General features: G+C 43.6%; 17 protein-coding genes and 1 pseudogene. 4 read left to right on the top strand and 14 right to left on the bottom strand.

Features of this window, described 5'->3' with window-relative positions; translation table 11 throughout:
* Window positions 1-33 precede the first annotated feature (33 nt).
* Both SB847_RS03065 and SB847_RS03060 read right to left on the bottom strand, forming a co-directional pair.
* Window positions 34-327, bottom strand: a complete 294-nt coding sequence (locus tag SB847_RS03065; protein WP_410562438.1) for a zf-HC2 domain-containing protein — start codon at window positions 325-327, stop codon at window positions 34-36.
* A pseudogene (locus SB847_RS03060) lies at window positions 324-452 on the bottom strand (RNA polymerase sigma factor); the annotation flags it as partial. The pseudogene SB847_RS03060 and the gene SB847_RS03065, both read right to left, overlap by 4 nt.
* 372 nt (window positions 453-824) lie before the next feature.
* Between SB847_RS03060 and SB847_RS03055 the strand changes: the two are divergent.
* Entirely contained in the window at window positions 825-2,390 is a 1,566-nt protein-coding gene (locus SB847_RS03055) for a M4 family metallopeptidase (protein WP_017417711.1), read from the top strand.
* Between the two features lie 51 nt (window positions 2,391-2,441).
* Here the strand turns inward: SB847_RS03055 and SB847_RS03050 are convergent, their stop codons facing one another.
* The 3 genes from SB847_RS03050 to SB847_RS03040 all read right to left on the bottom strand — a co-directional run bounded on the left by SB847_RS03050 (window position 2,442) and on the right by SB847_RS03040 (window position 4,000).
* Window positions 2,442-2,894, bottom strand: coding sequence for a GNAT family N-acetyltransferase (locus tag SB847_RS03050; protein WP_014417654.1), 453 nt, complete (start codon window positions 2,892-2,894; stop codon window positions 2,442-2,444).
* The gene (suhB, locus tag SB847_RS03045; RefSeq protein WP_017417710.1) at window positions 2,881-3,678 is read right to left on the bottom strand and encodes an inositol-1-monophosphatase; all 798 of its coding nucleotides are present in this window, start codon (window positions 3,676-3,678) and stop codon (window positions 2,881-2,883) included. Before suhB ends, SB847_RS03050 begins: the two co-directional genes overlap by 14 nt.
* Before the next feature lie 133 nt (window positions 3,679-3,811).
* Window positions 3,812-4,000 (bottom strand): hypothetical protein, encoded by a 189-nt coding sequence (locus SB847_RS03040; RefSeq protein WP_003154513.1) that lies wholly within the window; start codon window positions 3,998-4,000, stop codon window positions 3,812-3,814.
* A 235-nt stretch (window positions 4,001-4,235) separates the two neighbouring features.
* Here SB847_RS03040 and SB847_RS03035 point away from each other — a divergent pair, with 235 nt between their 5' ends.
* Window positions 4,236-4,868 carry a DUF1054 domain-containing protein gene (locus SB847_RS03035; RefSeq protein ID WP_410562442.1) on the top strand — a complete coding sequence of 211 codons (633 nt, stop codon included), beginning with the start codon at window positions 4,236-4,238 and terminating at the stop codon, window positions 4,866-4,868.
* 34 nt (window positions 4,869-4,902) lie between these two features.
* On the opposite strand, the gene SB847_RS03030 is transcribed toward SB847_RS03035, so the two are convergent.
* Window positions 4,903-5,169, bottom strand: a complete 267-nt coding sequence (locus SB847_RS03030) for a UPF0223 family protein (RefSeq protein WP_007409667.1) — start codon at window positions 5,167-5,169, stop codon at window positions 4,903-4,905.
* 179 nt (window positions 5,170-5,348) lie between these two features.
* On the opposite strand from SB847_RS03030, the gene SB847_RS03025 reads away from it, so the two are divergent.
* Entirely contained in the window at window positions 5,349-6,821 is a 1,473-nt protein-coding gene (locus SB847_RS03025; protein ID WP_410562445.1) for an aminotransferase class I/II-fold pyridoxal phosphate-dependent enzyme, read from the top strand.
* A gap of 47 nt (window positions 6,822-6,868) precedes the next feature.
* On the opposite strand, the gene SB847_RS03020 is transcribed toward SB847_RS03025, so the two are convergent.
* The gene (locus tag SB847_RS03020; RefSeq protein ID WP_003154518.1) at window positions 6,869-6,988 is read right to left on the bottom strand and encodes a GapA-binding peptide SR1P; all 120 of its coding nucleotides are present in this window, start codon (window positions 6,986-6,988) and stop codon (window positions 6,869-6,871) included.
* 114 nt (window positions 6,989-7,102) lie between these two features.
* The gene (locus SB847_RS03015) at window positions 7,103-7,903 is read right to left on the bottom strand and encodes a polysaccharide deacetylase family protein (RefSeq protein WP_410562448.1); all 801 of its coding nucleotides are present in this window, start codon (window positions 7,901-7,903) and stop codon (window positions 7,103-7,105) included.
* 248 nt (window positions 7,904-8,151) lie between these two features.
* Here SB847_RS03015 and SB847_RS03010 point away from each other — a divergent pair, with 248 nt between their 5' ends.
* Complete coding sequence (locus SB847_RS03010; protein WP_007409664.1) at window positions 8,152-8,526, top strand: hypothetical protein; 375 nt, start codon at window positions 8,152-8,154, stop codon at window positions 8,524-8,526.
* Between the two features lie 46 nt (window positions 8,527-8,572).
* Here the strand turns inward: SB847_RS03010 and lpdA are convergent, their stop codons facing one another.
* The 6 genes from lpdA to SB847_RS02980 form a co-directional block, all read right to left on the bottom strand.
* Window positions 8,573-9,985 carry a dihydrolipoyl dehydrogenase gene (gene lpdA / locus SB847_RS03005; RefSeq protein WP_007409663.1) on the bottom strand — a complete coding sequence of 471 codons (1,413 nt, stop codon included), beginning with the start codon at window positions 9,983-9,985 and terminating at the stop codon, window positions 8,573-8,575.
* A gap of 4 nt (window positions 9,986-9,989) precedes the next feature.
* Entirely contained in the window at window positions 9,990-11,318 is a 1,329-nt protein-coding gene (gene pdhC, locus SB847_RS03000; RefSeq protein WP_410562453.1) for a pyruvate dehydrogenase complex dihydrolipoyllysine-residue acetyltransferase, read from the bottom strand.
* A gap of 122 nt (window positions 11,319-11,440) precedes the next feature.
* Window positions 11,441-12,418 (bottom strand): pyruvate dehydrogenase complex E1 component subunit beta, encoded by a 978-nt coding sequence (pdhB, locus tag SB847_RS02995; RefSeq protein WP_003154528.1) that lies wholly within the window; start codon window positions 12,416-12,418, stop codon window positions 11,441-11,443.
* Between the two features lie 3 nt (window positions 12,419-12,421).
* Window positions 12,422-13,537: a pyruvate dehydrogenase (acetyl-transferring) E1 component subunit alpha gene (gene pdhA, locus SB847_RS02990; RefSeq protein ID WP_007611171.1), complete on the bottom strand. Its 1,116-nt coding sequence runs from the start codon at window positions 13,535-13,537 to the stop codon at window positions 12,422-12,424.
* 470 nt (window positions 13,538-14,007) lie between these two features.
* Window positions 14,008-15,099, bottom strand: coding sequence for a serine hydrolase domain-containing protein (locus SB847_RS02985; protein WP_265972006.1), 1,092 nt, complete (start codon window positions 15,097-15,099; stop codon window positions 14,008-14,010).
* Between the two features lie 32 nt (window positions 15,100-15,131).
* Entirely contained in the window at window positions 15,132-18,983 is a 3,852-nt protein-coding gene (locus tag SB847_RS02980) for an alpha/beta fold hydrolase (RefSeq protein ID WP_410577327.1), read from the bottom strand.
* Window positions 18,984-19,012 lie beyond the last annotated feature (29 nt).

Raw genomic sequence — 19,012 nt, 5'->3', positions numbered from 1 at the left:
TTAAAACGCCCGGTCATTCAGCCGGGCGTTTTTTTAAATCAGCAGTTTAAGGATCAGCATGATAAAGAAAACAGCGCCGAACAAACAGGCTGCTTTTATCAGCAGCTTCCCGTAATACCGTTCCTTAAACCGCCTTTCTTCTTCTGCATAACAGGCTGGCGCCTTCATCTCAGGGCTGCCGAGGTCAAGCGGCTCCTTCATCATATGATATAAACTCCCGCACTTACCGCATAATTCAAGATGGCGGGAAATAAACCGCTCCGTTTCTGTTTCACAATCGCCTTCAATATATAAAGGGAGTAAATCTCTCACTAAACAGCAAGTCATATCTGTCCGTCCTTCCTTTTTTCCGCCAAGTGCTGTTTCAGCTGCATTCTCGCCCTGTACAGGGTGCTCTTCACCTTCGAAAGACTCCAGTCCAAAACATCAGCAATCTCTTCGTAAGACAGCTCTTAAAATACCTGTCGAAATGCTGAATAAAAAGACTGAAAATCTCTGACATCTGAAACAATCCTTTTCGTTTATTAAGGCCTCACCCGTTGAGACAAACGGCTATAAAAAAAGTTTTACAGATCGGAACATTTTTCCCCTATCATTTTTCCCGACTTCATTTGTCATTTTTTTCAGAATAAATCGCATCATTCGACTCATGTCTGATTCAACACGTGCCTCTCGGCTTATCCCCCGATGCTGGCCGCCGGAAGCCTTTCCGGGACGATTCTATCAATTCATCAGCGGAGTCTAGTTTTATATTGCAGAATGAGAGAATGCTGGTTTATTATAACAATATAAGTTTTCATTATTTTCAAAAAGGGGGATTTATTGTGGGTTTAGGTAAGAAATTGTCTGTTGCTGTCGCCGCTTCCTTTATGAGTTTAACCATCAGTCTTCCGGGTGTTCAGGCCGCTGAGAATCCTCAGCTTAAAGAAAACCTGACGAACTTTGTGCCGAAGCATTCTTTGGTGCAATCTGAATTGCCTTCAGTCAGTGACAAAGCAATCAAGCAATACTTGAAACAAAACGGCAAAGTCTTCAAAGGCAACCCTTCTGAGAGACTGAAGCTAATTGACCACACGACCGATGATCTCGGCTACAAGCACTTCCGTTATGTGCCTGTCGTTAACGGTGTGCCTGTGAAAGACTCGCAAGTCATTATTCACGTCGATAAATCCAACAATGTCTATGCGATTAACGGAGAATTAAACAACGATGCTTCTGCCAAAACGGCAAACAGCAAAAAATTATCTGCAAATCAGGCGCTGGATCATGCTTTTAAAGCAATCGGCAAATCACCTGAAGCCGTCTCTAACGGCAACGTTGCAAACAAAAACAAAGCCGAGCTGAAAGCAGCGGCCACAAAAGACGGTAAATACCGCCTCGCCTATGATGTAACCATCCGCTACATCGAACCGGAACCAGCTAACTGGGAAGTAACCGTTGATGCGGAAACAGGGAAAGTCCTGAAAAAGCAAAACAAAGTGGAGCATGCCGCTGCAACCGGAACAGGTACGACTCTTAAAGGAAAAACGGTCTCATTAAATATTTCTTCTGAAAGCGGCAAATATGTAATGCGTGATCTTTCTAAACCTACCGGAACGCAAATTATTACGTACGATCTGCAAAACCGACAATATAACCTGCCGGGCACGCTCGTATCAAGCACTACAAACCAGTTCACAACTTCTTCTCAGCGCGCTGCCGTTGATGCGCATTACAATCTCGGCAAAGTGTACGATTATTTCTATCAGACGTTTAAACGCAACAGCTACGACAATAAAGGCGGCAAAATCGTATCTTCCGTTCATTACGGCAGCAAATACAATAACGCGGCCTGGATCGGCGACCAAATGATTTACGGTGACGGTGACGGCTCATTCTTCTCGCCTCTTTCCGGTTCAATGGACGTAACAGCCCATGAAATGACACATGGTGTTACACAGGAAACAGCCAACTTGAACTATGAAAATCAGCCGGGCGCTTTAAACGAATCCTTCTCTGATGTATTCGGATACTTCAATGATACTGAGGACTGGGATATCGGTGAAGATATTACGGTCAGCCAGCCGGCTCTCCGCAGTTTATCCAATCCGACAAAATACGGACAGCCCGACCATTACAAAAATTATCGAAACCTTCCGAACACTGATGCTGGCGACTACGGCGGCGTGCATACAAACAGCGGAATTCCGAACAAAGCCGCTTACAACACGATTACAAAAATCGGCGTGAAAAAAGCGGAGCAGATTTACTACCGTGCACTGACGGTATATCTCACTCCGTCATCAAGCTTTAAAGATGCAAAAGCAGCTTTGATTCAATCAGCGCGGGACCTTTACGGCTCTCAAGACGCTGCAAGCGTAGAAGCGGCCTGGAATGCGGTCGGCTTGTAAACAAGAAAAGAGACCGGAGAAATCCGGTCTCTTTTTTATATCTGAAACATTTCACAATGGCTTCACCATGATCATATATGTTTTTTCCCGATCGTCTTTTTCAAGCTTAAGCTGTTCAAAGCCGCATTGGCTTAAAAACAAAACCCATTCCTGCCTGTCCAGGGGAACGGCTGAAAACATCGCTTTATGCTCCCCTCTCAGCCGGCCCGCAATCTCTTCAATGACCGCGCGTCCGATTCCTTTCTCTTTTGCCTCCGGAGCGACGGCCACGGTTCCGAGCCACGGTTTTCCGTTTGAAGGCGCCCATTCCAAATGAAAACTGACGGCGGCAGGAGCGCCGTCAATCTCCCATACGAGCCACGTTCCATTGTACATGGAGTATGCAAGCATAAACTCCGCCGCATTTTTTGTTCCGAACTCTTCGCTTTTCCACACCGGGTGTGATGCCGCCAGCTGCTCTAGAAACCCGAGATCTTCTTCTTCAAAATCTCTACCTGTCAGCATGTAAATAGTCGTCAAAGATAATTTTATGTATTGCCGGATTGCCCGCAAGCACGCTGTGGTTGTCTAAAAACGTAAACGGCTCGCCGTCTGTGGTCGTGTAAATACCCCCGACTTCGTTCAGCAGCACGCACCCGGCAGCGTAATCCCACGGCGCGAGCCTCATCGTAATGTATGCGTCAATGCGGCCGGCCGCAACACTGGCCAGCTCAAGTGCCGCCGAACCGTAGGAACGCGTTCCTCTGACCCGTTTTACGAGCGGCGCCAAAATACTCGGGTCAATCCTTCTGTTTTCCGTCACCCATGTGGCATTGATTGCAATAATGGCTTCTTCAATGGAAGCTTCTTTTAAAGGAGCAAGCGGCGTATTGTTCAGATAAGCCCCTTTTCCGCTGAATGCGTGATACAGTTCATCCTGCATCACATCATAAATTAAGCCGATTTTGCCTTTTCCATCTTCAAAGATGCCGATGGAGATCGCGAAATGCCGCTTTTGATGGACAAAATTCATCGTTCCGTCAATCGGATCAATGATCCAGACAATTCCGTCAAGGGAGCGGAGTTTATCCCCCTGCCCTTCTTCTCCGAGAATCCGGTGTCCGGGAAAAGTTCCCTGTATACGGTCAATGAAAAAGCGTTCCGTCTCTTTATCAATATTTGTGACTAAATCATTCGGATTTGATTTTGTTTCAATCGTCAAGCTTTCCTGCATGGATTGTCTGATTCTCGTTCCGGCTTCTTTTACCCATTTTTTTGCGATATCATCAATTTCCGTCCAATTTGTCATACCGTGTACCTCTTTTCTATGTATAGCTTATTCTATAGCATACTGATAAAGGCGATGAAAAAGCAAGGAAAATGAAAAAAATGCCTTCTCACGTAAAAACGAACCATTTCCTGCGGTTCGTTTTTACTATTCTTTATCCGTTAAGCCGAATCCATTCTTTTCTGAGACGTTCCAGTTTTCTTTTGCTGAGATCGATTTGATCTTCATTCTCTTTTTGCATGGCCTCATACAGGGTTGCCAATTCATAATCAACCTCTAGTCTCCAGACAGCTACACGGTTATTTTTTTCCTCCCTGAATCCTTCCTTCACCACTTGCCTCATTGTCTTTCGCCCCTTCCAGAGATCATTTGTTAAAAAAGCATCCCATTTTTCCAATTTATTAATGATACTTCTTATATCGTATGGAAACTTATATTCGGCTGTAACAACATTCTTAAAATTGTGTGTTTACCTATTCGTTTTTTACCCCAATCCTCCCGGCTCAAACGTTCTCAATGTTTTTGCGGCCGGCGGCGGCTGTGGTAAAATATGAATACTTACGATAAGGAGGAAAAAGATGACTCAGATGCGTTTTACAAAAGAAGACTTCGATACATTTACAATAGAAGGTTTAGATCCGCGCATGGAGGTGTTAAAAGAACAAGTCCGTCCGAAGCTGACCTTGTTAGGAGAGCATTTCGCACCGACATTGTCAGCATTGACAGGCGATGAAATGTTCCCTCATGTCGCCAAGCACGCGAGAAGATCTGTCAACCCGCCGGCTGACAGCTGGGTTGCCTTTGCCAACAGCAAACGCGGGTATAAGAAACTCCCTCACTTTCAGATCGGTTTATGGGACACCCATATGTTTGTATGGTTTGCCATCATTTATGAATCTCCGATAAAAGAGGAATACGGCAGATTGCTGGAAGCGAAGCAGGAGGACATCACAAAACAGATTCCCGGTCATTTTGTATGGTCGCCGGATCATACGAAGCCAGGTGCGTACAAGCAGTCCGACATGGATCAGGAGCAGCTGAAAACATTATTTGAACGCCTGCAGACAGTGAAAAAAGCAGAGCTTTTGTGCGGCATTCAGCTGCAAAAAGAAGACGTGATCAACATGAACAACAATGAATTCCTGCAAACCATTGAAGATGCTTTTCAGAAGCTTTCCTTTTTATACACACTGACTCAGAAAGTCTCATAACATAAAAAGCGGGCCGATTGCCGGCTCGCTTTGTCTACATTTTGATAATCGCTTGATCTGATTGTTTCGCCTGTTTCACAGTCCGATACGGGGAATAGGTGCTGTCAGCTTCAAATTGGCTGCAGATTTTCTTTTCTTCCGCTTTCCCGGGAACGATTTCTTTAAAGCGGCGGTACGCATTCAAAAGCCTGTCCCGGTCAGCTCCTTTTTCATAGGCGTTTTCCACCTGCTGAAAAAAAGCAATGACATCCACGGCCTCCTCTGTCGTCCAGTCCTCATTCATCGGATATTGATATTCCAAATGTCTTCACTCCTTTATAATCATGCTCAAAATAAGCATCTTCCATAGATCATAAATTGTTCTTTACTTTCTTTCAAGTTCATAATATAATTCATTTGTTTTACGTTTAAAAAACGGGTAATAAAACTGAATGTAATACAAACTAATCCGTAGGTATTATGATAAAGGTGGGAAAACAATTGCCGCAACATAAAACACCCCTGTACAGCGGACTGAAAAAGCACGCGGACAGACAGCCTGTCCAATTCCACATTCCGGGCCATAAAAAAGGCGCGGGAATGGACCCGGAATTCAGACAATTTATCGGAGAAAACGCGTTAAGCATAGATTTAATTAATATCGAACCTCTGGATGATTTACATGCGCCAAAGGGCATCATTAAAGAAGCCCAGGATCTGGCCGCTCGAGCATTCGGCGCAGACCATACCTTCTTTTCCGTACAAGGGACGAGCGGCGCCATTATGACGATGGTCATGGCCGTATGCGGACCCGGAGATAAAATCATCATCCCGAGAAACGTTCATAAATCCATTATGTCGGCCATTGTATTTTCCGGAGCGGTGCCGATTTTTATACACCCGGAAATTGACGATGAGCTCGGAATTTCTCACGGCATTACGCTTGAGTCCGCCGAGCGGGCTTTGACGGAGCACCCTGACGCAAAAGGCCTGCTTGTCATAAATCCGACGTACTTCGGTGTGGCAGCGGACTTGAGCAGCATTGTAAAGCTCGCGCATTCTTTCGATGTGCCTGTGCTTGTCGATGAAGCGCACGGCGTGCATATTCATTTTCATGAAAAGCTTCCTCTGTCCGCCATGCAGGCGGGCGCTGATATGGCAGCTACTAGTGTGCACAAATTGGGAGGCTCCCTGACGCAGAGCTCCATTTTAAATGTGAGAGAAGGCCTTGTTTCCAAAGAAAGAGTACAGTCGATTTTAAGCATGCTGACGACAACGTCAACATCCTATCTGCTTCTCGCTTCACTTGATGTCGCAAGAAAACGCCTCGCTACAGAAGGCCGCGATCTTCTTGAAGATACGATTCTGCTGGCGGATCAGACACGGGAACGCCTCAATCAAATTGAAGGCATCCGCTGTGTCGGCGAAGAAATCACAGGGTCTAAAGCTGCCTTCAGTTATGATCCGACTAAATTAATCATTTCGGTCAAAAACCTCGGCCTGACGGGTCATGACGTTGAAAAATGGCTCCGCGAATCATATAATATCGAAGTCGAGCTGTCCGATTTGTATAATATTTTATGTATTTTCACCCCCGGAGACAGAGCAGGAGATGCCGACCGTCTTGTAAGCGCGCTTACAGACATTTCAAAGCAGGCTTCCGCCAATGACTATGCTCATCAGCAAACCGAAGTTCTGCTTCCTGAAATTCCTCTGTTAGCGATGACGCCAAGAGACGCGTTTTACGCAAATACGGAAGTCATTCCGTTAAAAGAATCCGCGGGACGGATCATCGCAGAGTTTGTCATGGTGTACCCGCCGGGAATTCCGATCTTTATTCCGGGTGAGATTATTACTGAAGAAAATATCAGCTACATTTTTAAAAACTTGGACGCCGGCCTTCCTGTGCAGGGTCCCGAAGATGCAACGCTTGAAATGATCAGAGTCATCAAAGAGCAAAAAGCCATCCAATAAATATAAAGAAGCCCGAAACGAAATCGTTTCGGGCCTTTTTACGCTTTTTACTCTTCTTCAAGATGACACTGGCATTGTCCGCAGCATGTTCCGTATAACGTCGTGACCTTCTCATCCTCAAAGTAATGAATCGCTTCGTTACAGTCTTGGCAAACAATTGTACCCATCTGTCATTCCCCATTTCTCAGAATTTGAAAACGCTTAATTTTTACTTGTTGTTATTATATTATTATGTCATATTTAATATGTCAACCGATAAATTGTATAACACATTTATTTTTTTATGGTCTTTTTATAGCTCGAGGGTCAATAACAGTATATCCTTTATGACACAATCCTTTTACAATGTCCGGCATGGCTTCCGCCGTCCATTTCCGGTCATGCATCAATATGTTGGCCCCGTCCCGCAGATAAGGACTGTTCAGTGTGATATCGGTAAGCGCTTTTTTGGATTGATATTTCTGATCCCAATCATACCCGAAGGTCCAGTTCATTTTCACCATACCTTCTTTTTTTATAAGTCTGTCACTGTAGTCCGTATTGCTTCCGAAAGGCGCCCTGAAAAATGCGGGTTTCTCTCCTATTACCTTTTCAACCGCTTTATTGACGCCAATGATTTCTTCCCGTTGTTTTTGTTCGGAAAGATCTTTTAAGTTTTGATGAGTCATTGTATGATTTCCGATCATAAAACCTAACTCATGAATATGCTTAAGCGCTTTCTTATTTTCATCTTTTTTCAAAAAATGTCCGTTCACAAAAAAGATCGCTGATGCATTGAGATCATGCAGTTTATCCGCAATCTCAGCGGCATGCTGATCAGGCGCGTCATCGATCGTTACCAATGCGATCGGTTTTTTCTCTTTCTGTTCATCCATTTTTTCCACAGAAAAACTTTTCGGATTGATATAGTAACGGGGCTCCGCCTTCTGTTTTTTCTGTTTTTCCTCTTTTGAATGATGGTTTTCCCGTTTGGCGTGATTGGCCGCGGCTTGAGAATGGGGTTTGTTGGTTTGCATCTTTTCGTTTGATTGGCAGCCGGCGAGTAAGCACATACATATGACGGCTGCAGCGGCTTTATACATGACAATCCCTCCTGATATGGTTTTGCCCCCAGTATAACGAAAAAACAGCGCTCTCACGAAAAACAATGTGCCTTTTTTACACATCGGCTGCGCAAGTTGTCACACGTATTATTTCTTCATTAAAAACGGTTTCAATTATATAACAATTCAGTAACAAGCCTTAGGTTTTTCACCTCTCGTGATACACTTGATATAGTCCTTATAAATGGATGAACCAATATATTATATAAAACAGAGGAGTAAGATAGATGCGCTACCGTACGGTGATTCCCTTTTTTTTGATGCTGTTCGTTCTGTCAAGCTGTTCGGTTTCTACTGTCAGTCCATTCACAAAAAACCGGATCGACAGCATTCATCACACTCAAATCTTGTTTTTTTCCGATGAAAATCATATAGATAAAGAAGTTCCTTATTACGATGCGATTCTTGATTTAGAAAAGAAATATCCCCATCATGTCGATCAAATGAAGGTTTATGACAACAGAAAGGGATGGGAAGAGGAAATCAATACGTTCCCTGCGCTGATGGTGATCAATCATCGGCATGTGGTCATGAAGATTGAGGGATCCGTAAAGAAAAAAGAGGATATCATCAAACCTATGCAGCATGTGCTTGCACAATAAAAACAGCCCCCGCTTTTACAAACGGGGGCTGTTTCTTATTACATTATTATTTTACGATATGGATCGGGCTTCCGATTGCTACTTCGGCAGCTTCCATAGTGATTTCGCCCAATGTCGGGTGAGCGTGAATTGTCATTGCGATATCTTCAGCAGTCATTCCGCCTTCGATCGCCAGGCTCAATTCAGAAATCATGTCAGAAGCGCTTGCGCCGGCAATTTGCGCACCGATTACAAGACCGTCTTCTTTACGAGTGATCAGCTTCATGAAGCCGTCAGTTTCGTTAAGAGACAGCGCACGTCCGTTCGCTGCAAACGGGAACTTAGCTGCGACGACTTCAATGCCTTCTTCTTTCGCCTGTGCTTCAGTGTAACCGACAGAAGCCAGTTCAGGCTCAGAGAATACAACCGCCGGAATACCGAGGTAATCGATTTCAGCCGGCTCTCCTGAAATAGCTTCCGCAGCGATTTTACCTTCGTAAGACGCTTTGTGAGCCAATGGAGGTCCGTCAATGATGTCACCGATTGCGTAGATGTTCGGTACGTTTGTGCGGCACTGCTTGTCTGTTTTAATGACACCGCGGTCAGTCATTTCGATACCGACTTGCTCAAGGCCGAGCTCATCAGTGTTCGGACGGCGTCCGACAGTGATTAATACGTAATCAGCATCAACCGTTTTTTCTTCGCCTTTTACTTCGAATGTAACTGTTACGCCGTCAGGTCTTTCTTCAACGCCTTTAGCCATAGCGCTTGTATGGATTTCAACGTTACCTTTTTTCTTCAGTCTGCGGGTAACGAGAGAACTCATTTGTTTTTCGAAGCCAGGAAGAATTTCATCTCCGCCTTCTAAAATAACCAATTCAGTTCCGAAGTTCGCATACGCTGTTCCAAGCTCAGTACCGATATATCCGCCGCCGATAACAACGAGCTTTTTCGGAATTTCTTTAAGCGCAAGTGCGCCTGTAGAGTTCAGAACGCGTTCGCTATATTTGAAGTTTGGCAATTCGATAGGGCGAGAACCGGTAGCAATGATTGCGTTTTTAAATGTGTATGTTTGCGCAGAGTTCTCATCCATTACGCGGACAGAGTTGCTGTCTACGAAATAAGCTTCCCCTTTTATAACGTCCACTTTATTTCCTTTTAAAAGACCTGCAACACCGCCGGTAAGCTTATTTACAACAGAAGCTTTCCATTCTTGGACTTTTGTAAAGTCAACCGTTACGTTCTCAGCAGTGATTCCCATGTCATCTGAATGTTTTGCATTCTCGTAACGATGGCCTGCATTGATGAGCGCTTTTGAAGGAATACAGCCGACGTTCAGACAAACGCCTCCAAGAGTTGCTTTTTCAACGACTGTTACTTTTTGTCCAAGCTGAGCAGCGCGGATGGCAGCTACATAGCCGCCGGGTCCCGCACCAATCACAAGAGTATCTGTTTCAATAGGGAAATCTCCTACTACCATAACATTACGCCTCCATTAAAATAAGTTGTGGATCGTTCAGTAAACGCTTGATGTGGTTTAACGCATTTTGTGCAGTTGCTCCGTCAATCATACGGTGGTCAAAGCTGAGAGAAAGAGCTAAGACAGGAGCAGCTACAATTTCACCGTCACGGACGATCGCTTTTTCAGCAATACGGCCGATGCCGAGAATCGCAACCTCTGGGTGGTTGATAACCGGTGTGAACCATTGGCCTCCGGCAGAACCGATATTTGTGATCGTGCAAGAAGCGCCTTTCATTTCCGCAGGTGCAAGCTTGCCTTCACGCGCTTTTGTAGCAAGGCTGTTGATTTCATCAGAGATTTCGAAAATGGCTTTACGGTCGGCATTTTTCACTACCGGCACAAGCAGGCCTTTTTCGGTATCCGCTGCAATTCCGATGTTGAAGTAATGTTTTTGGATCACTTCATCTGTTTTATCATCAATAGATGTGTTTAAAACAGGGAATTTTTTCAAAGCAGATGTTAATGCTTTGACGACGTAAGGCAGATAAGTCAGCTTGATGCCTTGATCAGCAGCAACTTGTTTGAACTGTTTGCGGTGAGCAACAAGATTTGTTACGTCAACTTCATCCATAAGAGTTACGTGCGGTGCAGTATGCTTAGAGTTCACCATTGCTTTCGCGATCGCTTTACGGATACCGCTCATTTTTTCGCGTGTTTCAGGGAATTCGCCTTCAGGAGCCTGAGCCGCTGCAGGTTTAGCTGTTTCCTGAGGTGCAGCTGTTTCTTGCGGTGCCGCTTCTTGAGCCGCTCCTCCATTTGCAAAGCTGTCGATATCTTCTTTTACAACACGTCCGTTATTGCCTGAACCTGTTACTTTACGGATATCCACGCCTTTTTCACGGGCATATTTGCGTACGGAAGGCATCGCGATCACGCGTTTGTTCGGATCAGCTTCCGCTTGGTCCTGCTGTCCTGCGCCGGTTTCTTTTGCAGGCTCTTTAGGAGTCTCTTCTTTAGAGATATCCTGCCCTGCTTCAGCAGACGACTGAACTTGAGCTTCAGTTTTCGCATCTCCTGAATCATGGCTTCCTTTAAATTGAAGATCTTCGTAACCAGGTGCGTCAAACGTAATAATCGTTTGTCCAACAGTTGCAACTGTTCCCTCTTCAACTTTTAATTCTAATACTTTTCCTTTAACAGGTGAAGGAATTTCTACCACTGCTTTATCATTTTGCACTTCAGCCAGAACATCGTCTTCTTCTACCTCGTCGTTCGGCTTAACAAACCATTTTACGATTTCGCCTTCGTGGATACCTTCCCCGATATCCGGAAGTTTAAATTCAAATGCCACAGTTTTCGACCTCCTAGTTGATTAAGCAAATTTTAGTTATGCATTCGCAAGCATTGAACCTAGTAAACAGACTCCTTCATATAGAGAAAAGGACTCTCTTTACCGTCTTTTATGATGCCTGATTAAAATTCAAGAACTTTTTTCGCAGTTTCAAGAACGTCTTTATGGTTTGGAAGCCATACGCTCTCAGCAAGCGAGAAAGGAAATACTGTATCAGGCGCCGCAACACGCAGAACCGGAGCTTCCAGGCTCAGAATCGCGCGGTCATTGATTTCAGCTACAACGTTGGCAGCGATGCCGGCTTGTTTTTGAGCTTCCTGCACGACAATTGCGCGGCCTGTTTTTTCAACAGAAGCAATAATCGTATCAATATCAAGCGGACTTACAGTTCGAAGGTCGATAACTTCAGCAGAAACGCCTTCTTTTTCAAGCTCTTCAGCAGCCTTAAGCGACTCATGAACCATCGCGCCGTATGTGATGATAGAAAGGTCAGTACCTTCGCGTTTCACATCAGCTTTGCCAAGCTCGATTGTGTATTCCTCCTCAGGAACTTCCTGACGGAAAGAACGGTAAAGTTTCATATGCTCTAAGAAAACAACCGGATCATTGTCTCTGATAGAGGCAATCAGCAGTCCTTTTGCATCGTAAGGAGTGGAAGGGATAACAACTTTAATACCCGGCTGCTGAGCGATAAGGCCTTCCAAACTGTCAGCGTGAAGTTCAGGTGTATGAACCCCTCCGCCGAATGGAGAACGGATTGTCACCGGAGAAGTCCAGCGTCCGCCGGAACGGTAGCGGAGACGAGCCATTTGTCCTGAGATTGAATCCATTACTTCATATACAAATCCGAAGAATTGGATTTCCATAACAGGACGGTAATCTTGCAGGCCTAAACCGAGAGCGAGACCGCCGATACCGGATTCAGCAAGCGGCGTGTCAAATACGCGGTCCTCACCGAATTCTTTTTGAAGGCCTTCAGTTGCACGGAATACGCCTCCGGCAACGCCTACATCTTCCCCGAAAAGCAGAACGTTTTCATTGTTTTTCAGTTCTGTGCGTAACGCATCAGTGATCGCTTGAATCATTGTCATTTGCGCCATGGCTTACTTCGACTCCTTCGCTTTGTAAATTTCAAGTTGTTCTTTCAAGTTGAACGTCGGCTCTTCAAACATATTCTCAATCAGCTCTGTTACTTTCGGTTTTGATTCGCCGTCAGCCTTTTTGATAGCTTGTTTGATTTCTTCTTTGGCCTGTTCAATCACTTTGTTCTCTTCTTCTTCAGACCATAGTCCTTTGTTTTCCAAGAACTTGCGGAAACGTACGAGCGGGTCTTTTTGCTCCCATTCATTTTCTATTTCTTTCGTACGGTATTTAGTCGGATCGTCACCGGACATTGTATGAGGTCCGTAACGGAATGTAAGAGTTTCGATCAGAGTCGGACCTTCACCGTTAATTGCGCGCTGGCGTGCTTCTGCGGTTGCAGCATAAACGGCTAGTGCATCCATTCCGTCTACTTGAACACCTGTAATACCGACGGCAACTGCTTTTTGGGCAATTGTCTGTGCGGATGATTGCTTTTCTACAGGAGTTGAAATCGCATAGCGGTTATTCTGAACAACGAAGATCGCTGGCGCTTTAAATGCTCCGGCAAAGTTCATTCCTTCATAGAAGTCACCTTGAGAAGCTCCGCCGTCACCAGTGTAAGTAATAGCTACCGCTTTTTTACCGCGCTTTTTAAGACCTAAAGCTACACCTGCGGTTTGAATAATTTGAGCACCAATAATAATTTGAGGTGATAAAGCATTTACTCCCTCAGGCATCTGATTACCTTTAAAATGGCCTCTTGAGAACAGGAATGCCTGGTGTAAAGGAAGCCCGTGCCAAATCAGCTGAGGAACGTCACGATAACCCGGAAGGATAAAGTCGTCCTGTTCAAGCGCGAAGTGTGATGCAATTTGAGAAGCTTCCTGGCCCGCTGTCGGTGCATAGAAACCTAAACGTCCTTGACGGGAAAGAGAAATTGAACGCTGGTCTAAAATGCGGATATACACCATTCTTCTCATTAATTCCTTTAACTGATCATCTGAAAGATCAGGCATTGCGTCTTTATTTACGACTTCTCCTTCAGCATTTAAAATTTGGAACGTTTCAAACTGCTTATGAATAGCATCAAATTGTTTTTTGCTATCAACAATTGAAGTTTTTGTCTTTGCAGCCATTTTTTAAACCACCTCTTCTTTTGATTTAACAGGGTTAGGATACCGTTTAGCCATCCGTATTAAAAACAGTCTTATCATGCTCTGCAATTCTAAAATTAATCATTCAGAAATTCACATAGCGCTTAAGCAAAGATAATGACGTTTAAACTGTACTAATAAAAAAAGATTTTTTATTAGTACAATATGATCAACAACCATAGTTTACAGTAATTAAACAAAGCCGTCAATCATTTATAACCTCATTTTGAAACCGCTTATAAAACTTAAGATCATATTGCGCCAAACTGTACTATAAAAGACTTTAAACTGTATTATAAAAATGCTCTACTGTACTATAATTAAAAAAAATTACAAAGAGTAAATTAAGTTATTTAACTTAGGGGCGGGCTTTGAAAAGATGCCGCGGAATAAAAACGGGCAGTTAGCAATCGTCCCGCCTGCCGAACAGACGGGACGATGCTTTTGTCTAATTATTCAATACCCGCCCACACGATATTCAGCGGCGTCAGCACGGCATGAGGATGAAACTCGGAAATCGGAGTGAAAAATACATACGTAAAATCTTCGGCTGGATCAGAAAACATGCCGCACCAACCCATTCCAAGATGTGAAAAGGTGCCTTCTGTCATGAAATAATGGTCACCGGCCGGCCACAAATTAACGCCTAAACCAAAGCCGCCTTCCTCCCTGGGCGCTCCGAAGAAGTAAAAAGGAAGACCCGGCTTTATTTGATTTCTCAGCATAGCTTCGACTGTTTTTCTTCCAAGCAGCTTCTTATCTTTCAATCTGCCTTTATTTCTAAACATTTCAGCCAACTTCCAAATATCTCGCAACGAAGAGTACAGACCGCTTGTCGCTTTATTCGGAAAATACGGGTGATGACTTTTTTCCAGCTGTACGCACTCGTGCTCATTGATCACACAAACTTCTTCTTTTAAAGCATCAGGCACATAAAAATACGTTCTTTCTAATCCTAGCGCTTCAATAATATGCTTTGTTACATACTGTTCGTAGGATACGCCTGTTACTTTTGAAATAATGATGCCAAGTATAACAAAACCGGTTCTGGAATAGTTCCATGCTTCATCCGCTCCGTACTCCAAAGGCGTACTGACGAGATAGTTTATCCATTCTTCCTCATTCGTTAAGTCAATGCCTTCAGCCTTTTGAATATCCAGCTCAAAACTTAATCCCGCCGTATGAGTCAAAAGGTGCAAAATTTTAATTTCTCCGAAACCCGGTTTATCAAACGCAGGCAAAATGAGCTTGACCGGCATTTTCAGATCGAGCAAACCTTTTTCGACGAGCTGCATGACGGCTACAGCGGTAAACACTTTTGTCAAAGAACCGATTTCTCTGATTGTATCAAGCTGAAATGGTTGCTTTTCGTTTTGTCCGCCGGTAAATTCCCCTAACGACTCAGCTGCAAAAACCTCACCTCCTCTTGACATCATATAACTCGCACATTGCAGATCTCCATTGTCTATCATCGTCTGATAATGGCTGTTAAGAGCGTTAATTTGTTTCATATCAAATGCCGGATTGCTTATTGTTTGTTTCATTGTTTTCTCCCCCTGTACTGTATGTATCGTTTTCATCCTTTACTTACCGATTTCTTGATGAATTCTGACACCGCTTTATTAAATTCTTCCGGATGTGTGAGGTTCGGAAGATGCCCCGCTCCCTTAATTTTCTTTAATTCTGCATTGCTCAGCAGTTTCCGCAGCCTTTTTGTTTCTTTCTGATCAACTACGCTTTCCTTCTCACCTGTAAGGATAAGCGTTCTTGTATGAATGTCTTTTAAAAAGCCGATTGTAGAATAGCCTTCTTGTTGATGTATCTTCATAAAACGTTCAATAGAAGCATTTAAGAATTGATTACTGTATAAACTTTCATATTCATGCGACTTTCCTATAGCTATAAAATCATTTTTCAGTTTTTCCTCGACACTGCTTTCAGGGTCTTCTTCGTATTCGGTGTAACTTCCGGAAAGAATGAGTGTTTTTACTTTTTCGGGGTATTCATAGGCTATCCTCTGCCCTATCATGCCTCCCCAAGAAGCTGCCGCAATGTGGATCGGCCAAGCAACCCCTAACTCGTTCAGCACTTCGATAAAAGTCTGAGCCAGCCCGCTCAGTGTAAAATCGGCGCTCCCCTCACTCAGCCCGTAACCCGGTGTGTGTATGACAATGACATTAAATTGATCTGCCCATTCCTTCATTTGTTCTTTCCACATGTAAGCAGTGGTAGCAAAACCGCAAATCAGTAAAATTGTTTCGCCCTTACCGCTCATCAATATTTCCATATGCCGGGCATTTTCTGTGTTTGCCAGAAAATGAACGGTTTCCGTTTCTTCTGTCTGGTAAAAAGCGATGAGTTTTTTTGCGGCATCGCTTTGATCGTGCTGAAGGGCTCCTTTCTTCAGTCTGCTCCAATAATGCAAATAATCGTCGAGATGACGATTGGAAGCCGTGCCGAGTATTCGGAAAGGACTTTCAGCTTCTCCCGTAACGATTGACGAAGCATCAAAATCGGCTGCAATCGCTGAATCTCTTACTAGAGGCGGTGCTGAACGGGCGGATAACGGCTTGAAATCGTTTTGTATTTTTTCTTTTTCTCCGTATAACACGATCAGCTGGTGGCCTTGGCCGAGAAGCGAGTGTTCAAATGCTTTGATTCCGGCAGTATTTTCTAATGGGTGAAGTCCGTACTCCATTTTCATAATATCTTGAATGCCGGGATCAACTGACATGCCTCCGTCTTTCCAGAAAGGCCAATTTACAGCGATGGTTTTTCCTGATCTCCCCCCCGCCTTTCTCATACATTCCCTCCACTCGGCAAAATGCTCCAGAAAACGATTGGCGTAGGCGTAATCGGCTTGACCCAGACTTCCGATTTCTGAGGAGATGGAAGAAAACAAAACAAAAAAGTCTAAAGGCATATCTCTGAGCGCTTCATCCAAATGAATCACACCATTGACCTTTGATTGCAGCACCGCTTGAGCTTCCGCGTCTGTTTTATTCATAATGAGAGAGTCTTTTAACACGCCTGCACTGTAAATGACCCCGTTGATTTCGGAATAATCAGCATGAATTTTTTCCGCTAACTTGATGACCTGCTGCTTATCTGACATGTCAGCCTGAATGTAAGAAATGCTTGCCCCGTCATAGCGGATGCTGTCTAATTTTTCTTCCATGTCTGCTGTCATTTTCGATCGCCCGGCAATGATAACGCTGGCTTCGTGATTTGCATAAAGAAACGCTGAAATAATCCAGCCGATGCCGCTTAACCCTCCGATGATGAGATACACCCCGTTTTTTGCAAACTTTGCGGCCTTTTGTCCTGTTTGCAGCGAAGCGTCTTTATATGCTGTCACCCACCTTTTTTGATCGCCGTCATATTTCACAGCCTGATGATGTCCGGCACTTAATTCATTGAGAAGCAAAGGTGCTTTTTCAATGGTTTGTCTTGAAGAAATCTCAACCGTTTTACACTTTATATTCGGCTGCTCCGCATTCAGCGTTTTAAAAAAGCCTCCAATCGCGGCGTAAACCGGATTTGTATATTGACCCTTGTCATGTACGTACAGAATGTTGATGTTTTCTTTTACTTTTTGACGGATTAAAGCTTTGCTCAAATAAAGAATTGAATAAAAACTGTGAGTCAGATCTAACGCTGCTTCAGTATAAGCTTTTTTTGACAGGTAATGAATGATTGACGACGGAAACGCTCCGGACTTTCTCATATCTTCTAACAGTCTGGTGTAATGAGCAGACTGCTCCGGATTAAATTTATAATGCTTTTCATTTACCATTTCATATTCATCGGCGGCTTCCGCATAAATAACATTTTCACTGCCGATGTACTTTCGGATTTCATCACTCAATGAACTGTCGAAATCGAAAATCAATGTATTTTCCTTAGGTACTTCTCCGGACTTTAATGGCGATTCTATCCATTCTTTTTGTAAATACAAAGATTCAAGCATCGGCTTTTCAGACGGCTCTTTCGTTTGCGTTTTTTCTTTAAAAGCTGCGGCCGGCGTATTACGCACATCATATTTTTCTTCTAAATAAGCCGCTAAATCATGAATATTGTTATAATCAAAAAGCAATGTCGGATACAATTGTGTATCCAATCTTTCCTCTAGCATTTTCGATATATGCAACAGCTGTTTTGAGTCAAGACCCAGTTCGTAAAAAGATTGGTGTTTGTCCGCTTTATTTGGCGGTGTGTTTGTAACCTCTCCAATAATGGATGACAGCTCATCTGTTAATGTTTTATGACTTTCTTGGTGCAAAACTGTATCAGAGATAGAGTCTGTAATGTCGGCTCCGTATTTCTCCTGCAGATATTCCGTCAATTCACCGATTGTGGAGTAATCAAATAATAAAGTCGGGTACAGCTTTGTATCTAACATCAGTTCTAATTTTTTGGATAAGTCTAATAATTGTTTAGAATCCAAGCCCATCTCGTAAAAGGAAATATCATTCTTGACTGTTTCAGCAGGTTTTTCAATCATGCCGGCTATCTCTTGGATCAAATTATTTCTGATCATTTCTTTATTGTTCGTTGCGCTGCCGACCTCTTTAGCTTTTTGGGAATGCTCCAGCCTTTGTATTGATTTTTCATTTCTGACTCTTTTCACACCGAATCGCTCATAATAAAAAGCAAGCTCTCCATCAGGCCTGTATACTTCTATGTCCGCATATAAAATGTCTTTAGAAGGCGGCTGCGTTATACTGTTTTTATCAATATACACAAAACAAGACCCAGTTGTTTTATGCAGTGCCCGGAACGTCTCAATATATATAGGGATAAACGCATTTGTTCCTTCACCCGGCAAGTCTGATGTAAGGATTCCCAACAAGCTGAGAGACCCATCCAAAAATGCGGGATGCATGTAAAAGTCATCTGTATATTCTTTTGAAATTCCGCTTAAACTGACCTCTCCCAGAATATAATTTTCACCTTCATATACCGTACCTTCCAATTTCATAAAATCTTTATGAATCAGGCCGCCTCTGCGCAAATTACGATAGGCGGATTCAGCATCCGTAGTCCGGACGGCCCCTTTCTTTAATTCTTCGATTGAAATTGTCTTTTCGTTTATCGCATTTTTTCTTATGATTTCCGCCTGCAAGTTGACTGACGCTTCACCTTCCGCCTTTTCAGCGACCCATTTCCTGCTTGTTGTTTCAACAAGCCAGCCGTTTTCTTGTTGCGTAAACTGGAAGGTGACTTTTTTATCAAAATGGACTGACGTCGCAACAGGTTCACGGAATAAAACATGTTTGATTTCAAAACTTCGGGGCGATATCCCTTTCTCAGCTAAAAATCGTGTTATTAAATCCAGATACGTTACGCCGGGTATCGTACGCACTTGATGAAGGACATGGTCTGAAACAATATAATCGTCATGTTTGACTAATACGCTGAACCTCATGCAACTCGACAACCTTTCTTCTTTTACAA

Origin of the sequence: Bacillus sp. SIMBA_026 (genome assembly GCF_046535335.1) — a bacterium.
In the GTDB taxonomy this organism is placed as follows: domain Bacteria; phylum Bacillota; class Bacilli; order Bacillales; family Bacillaceae; genus Bacillus; species Bacillus velezensis.
This window is presented reverse-complemented; position numbering and strand designations above follow the sequence as displayed.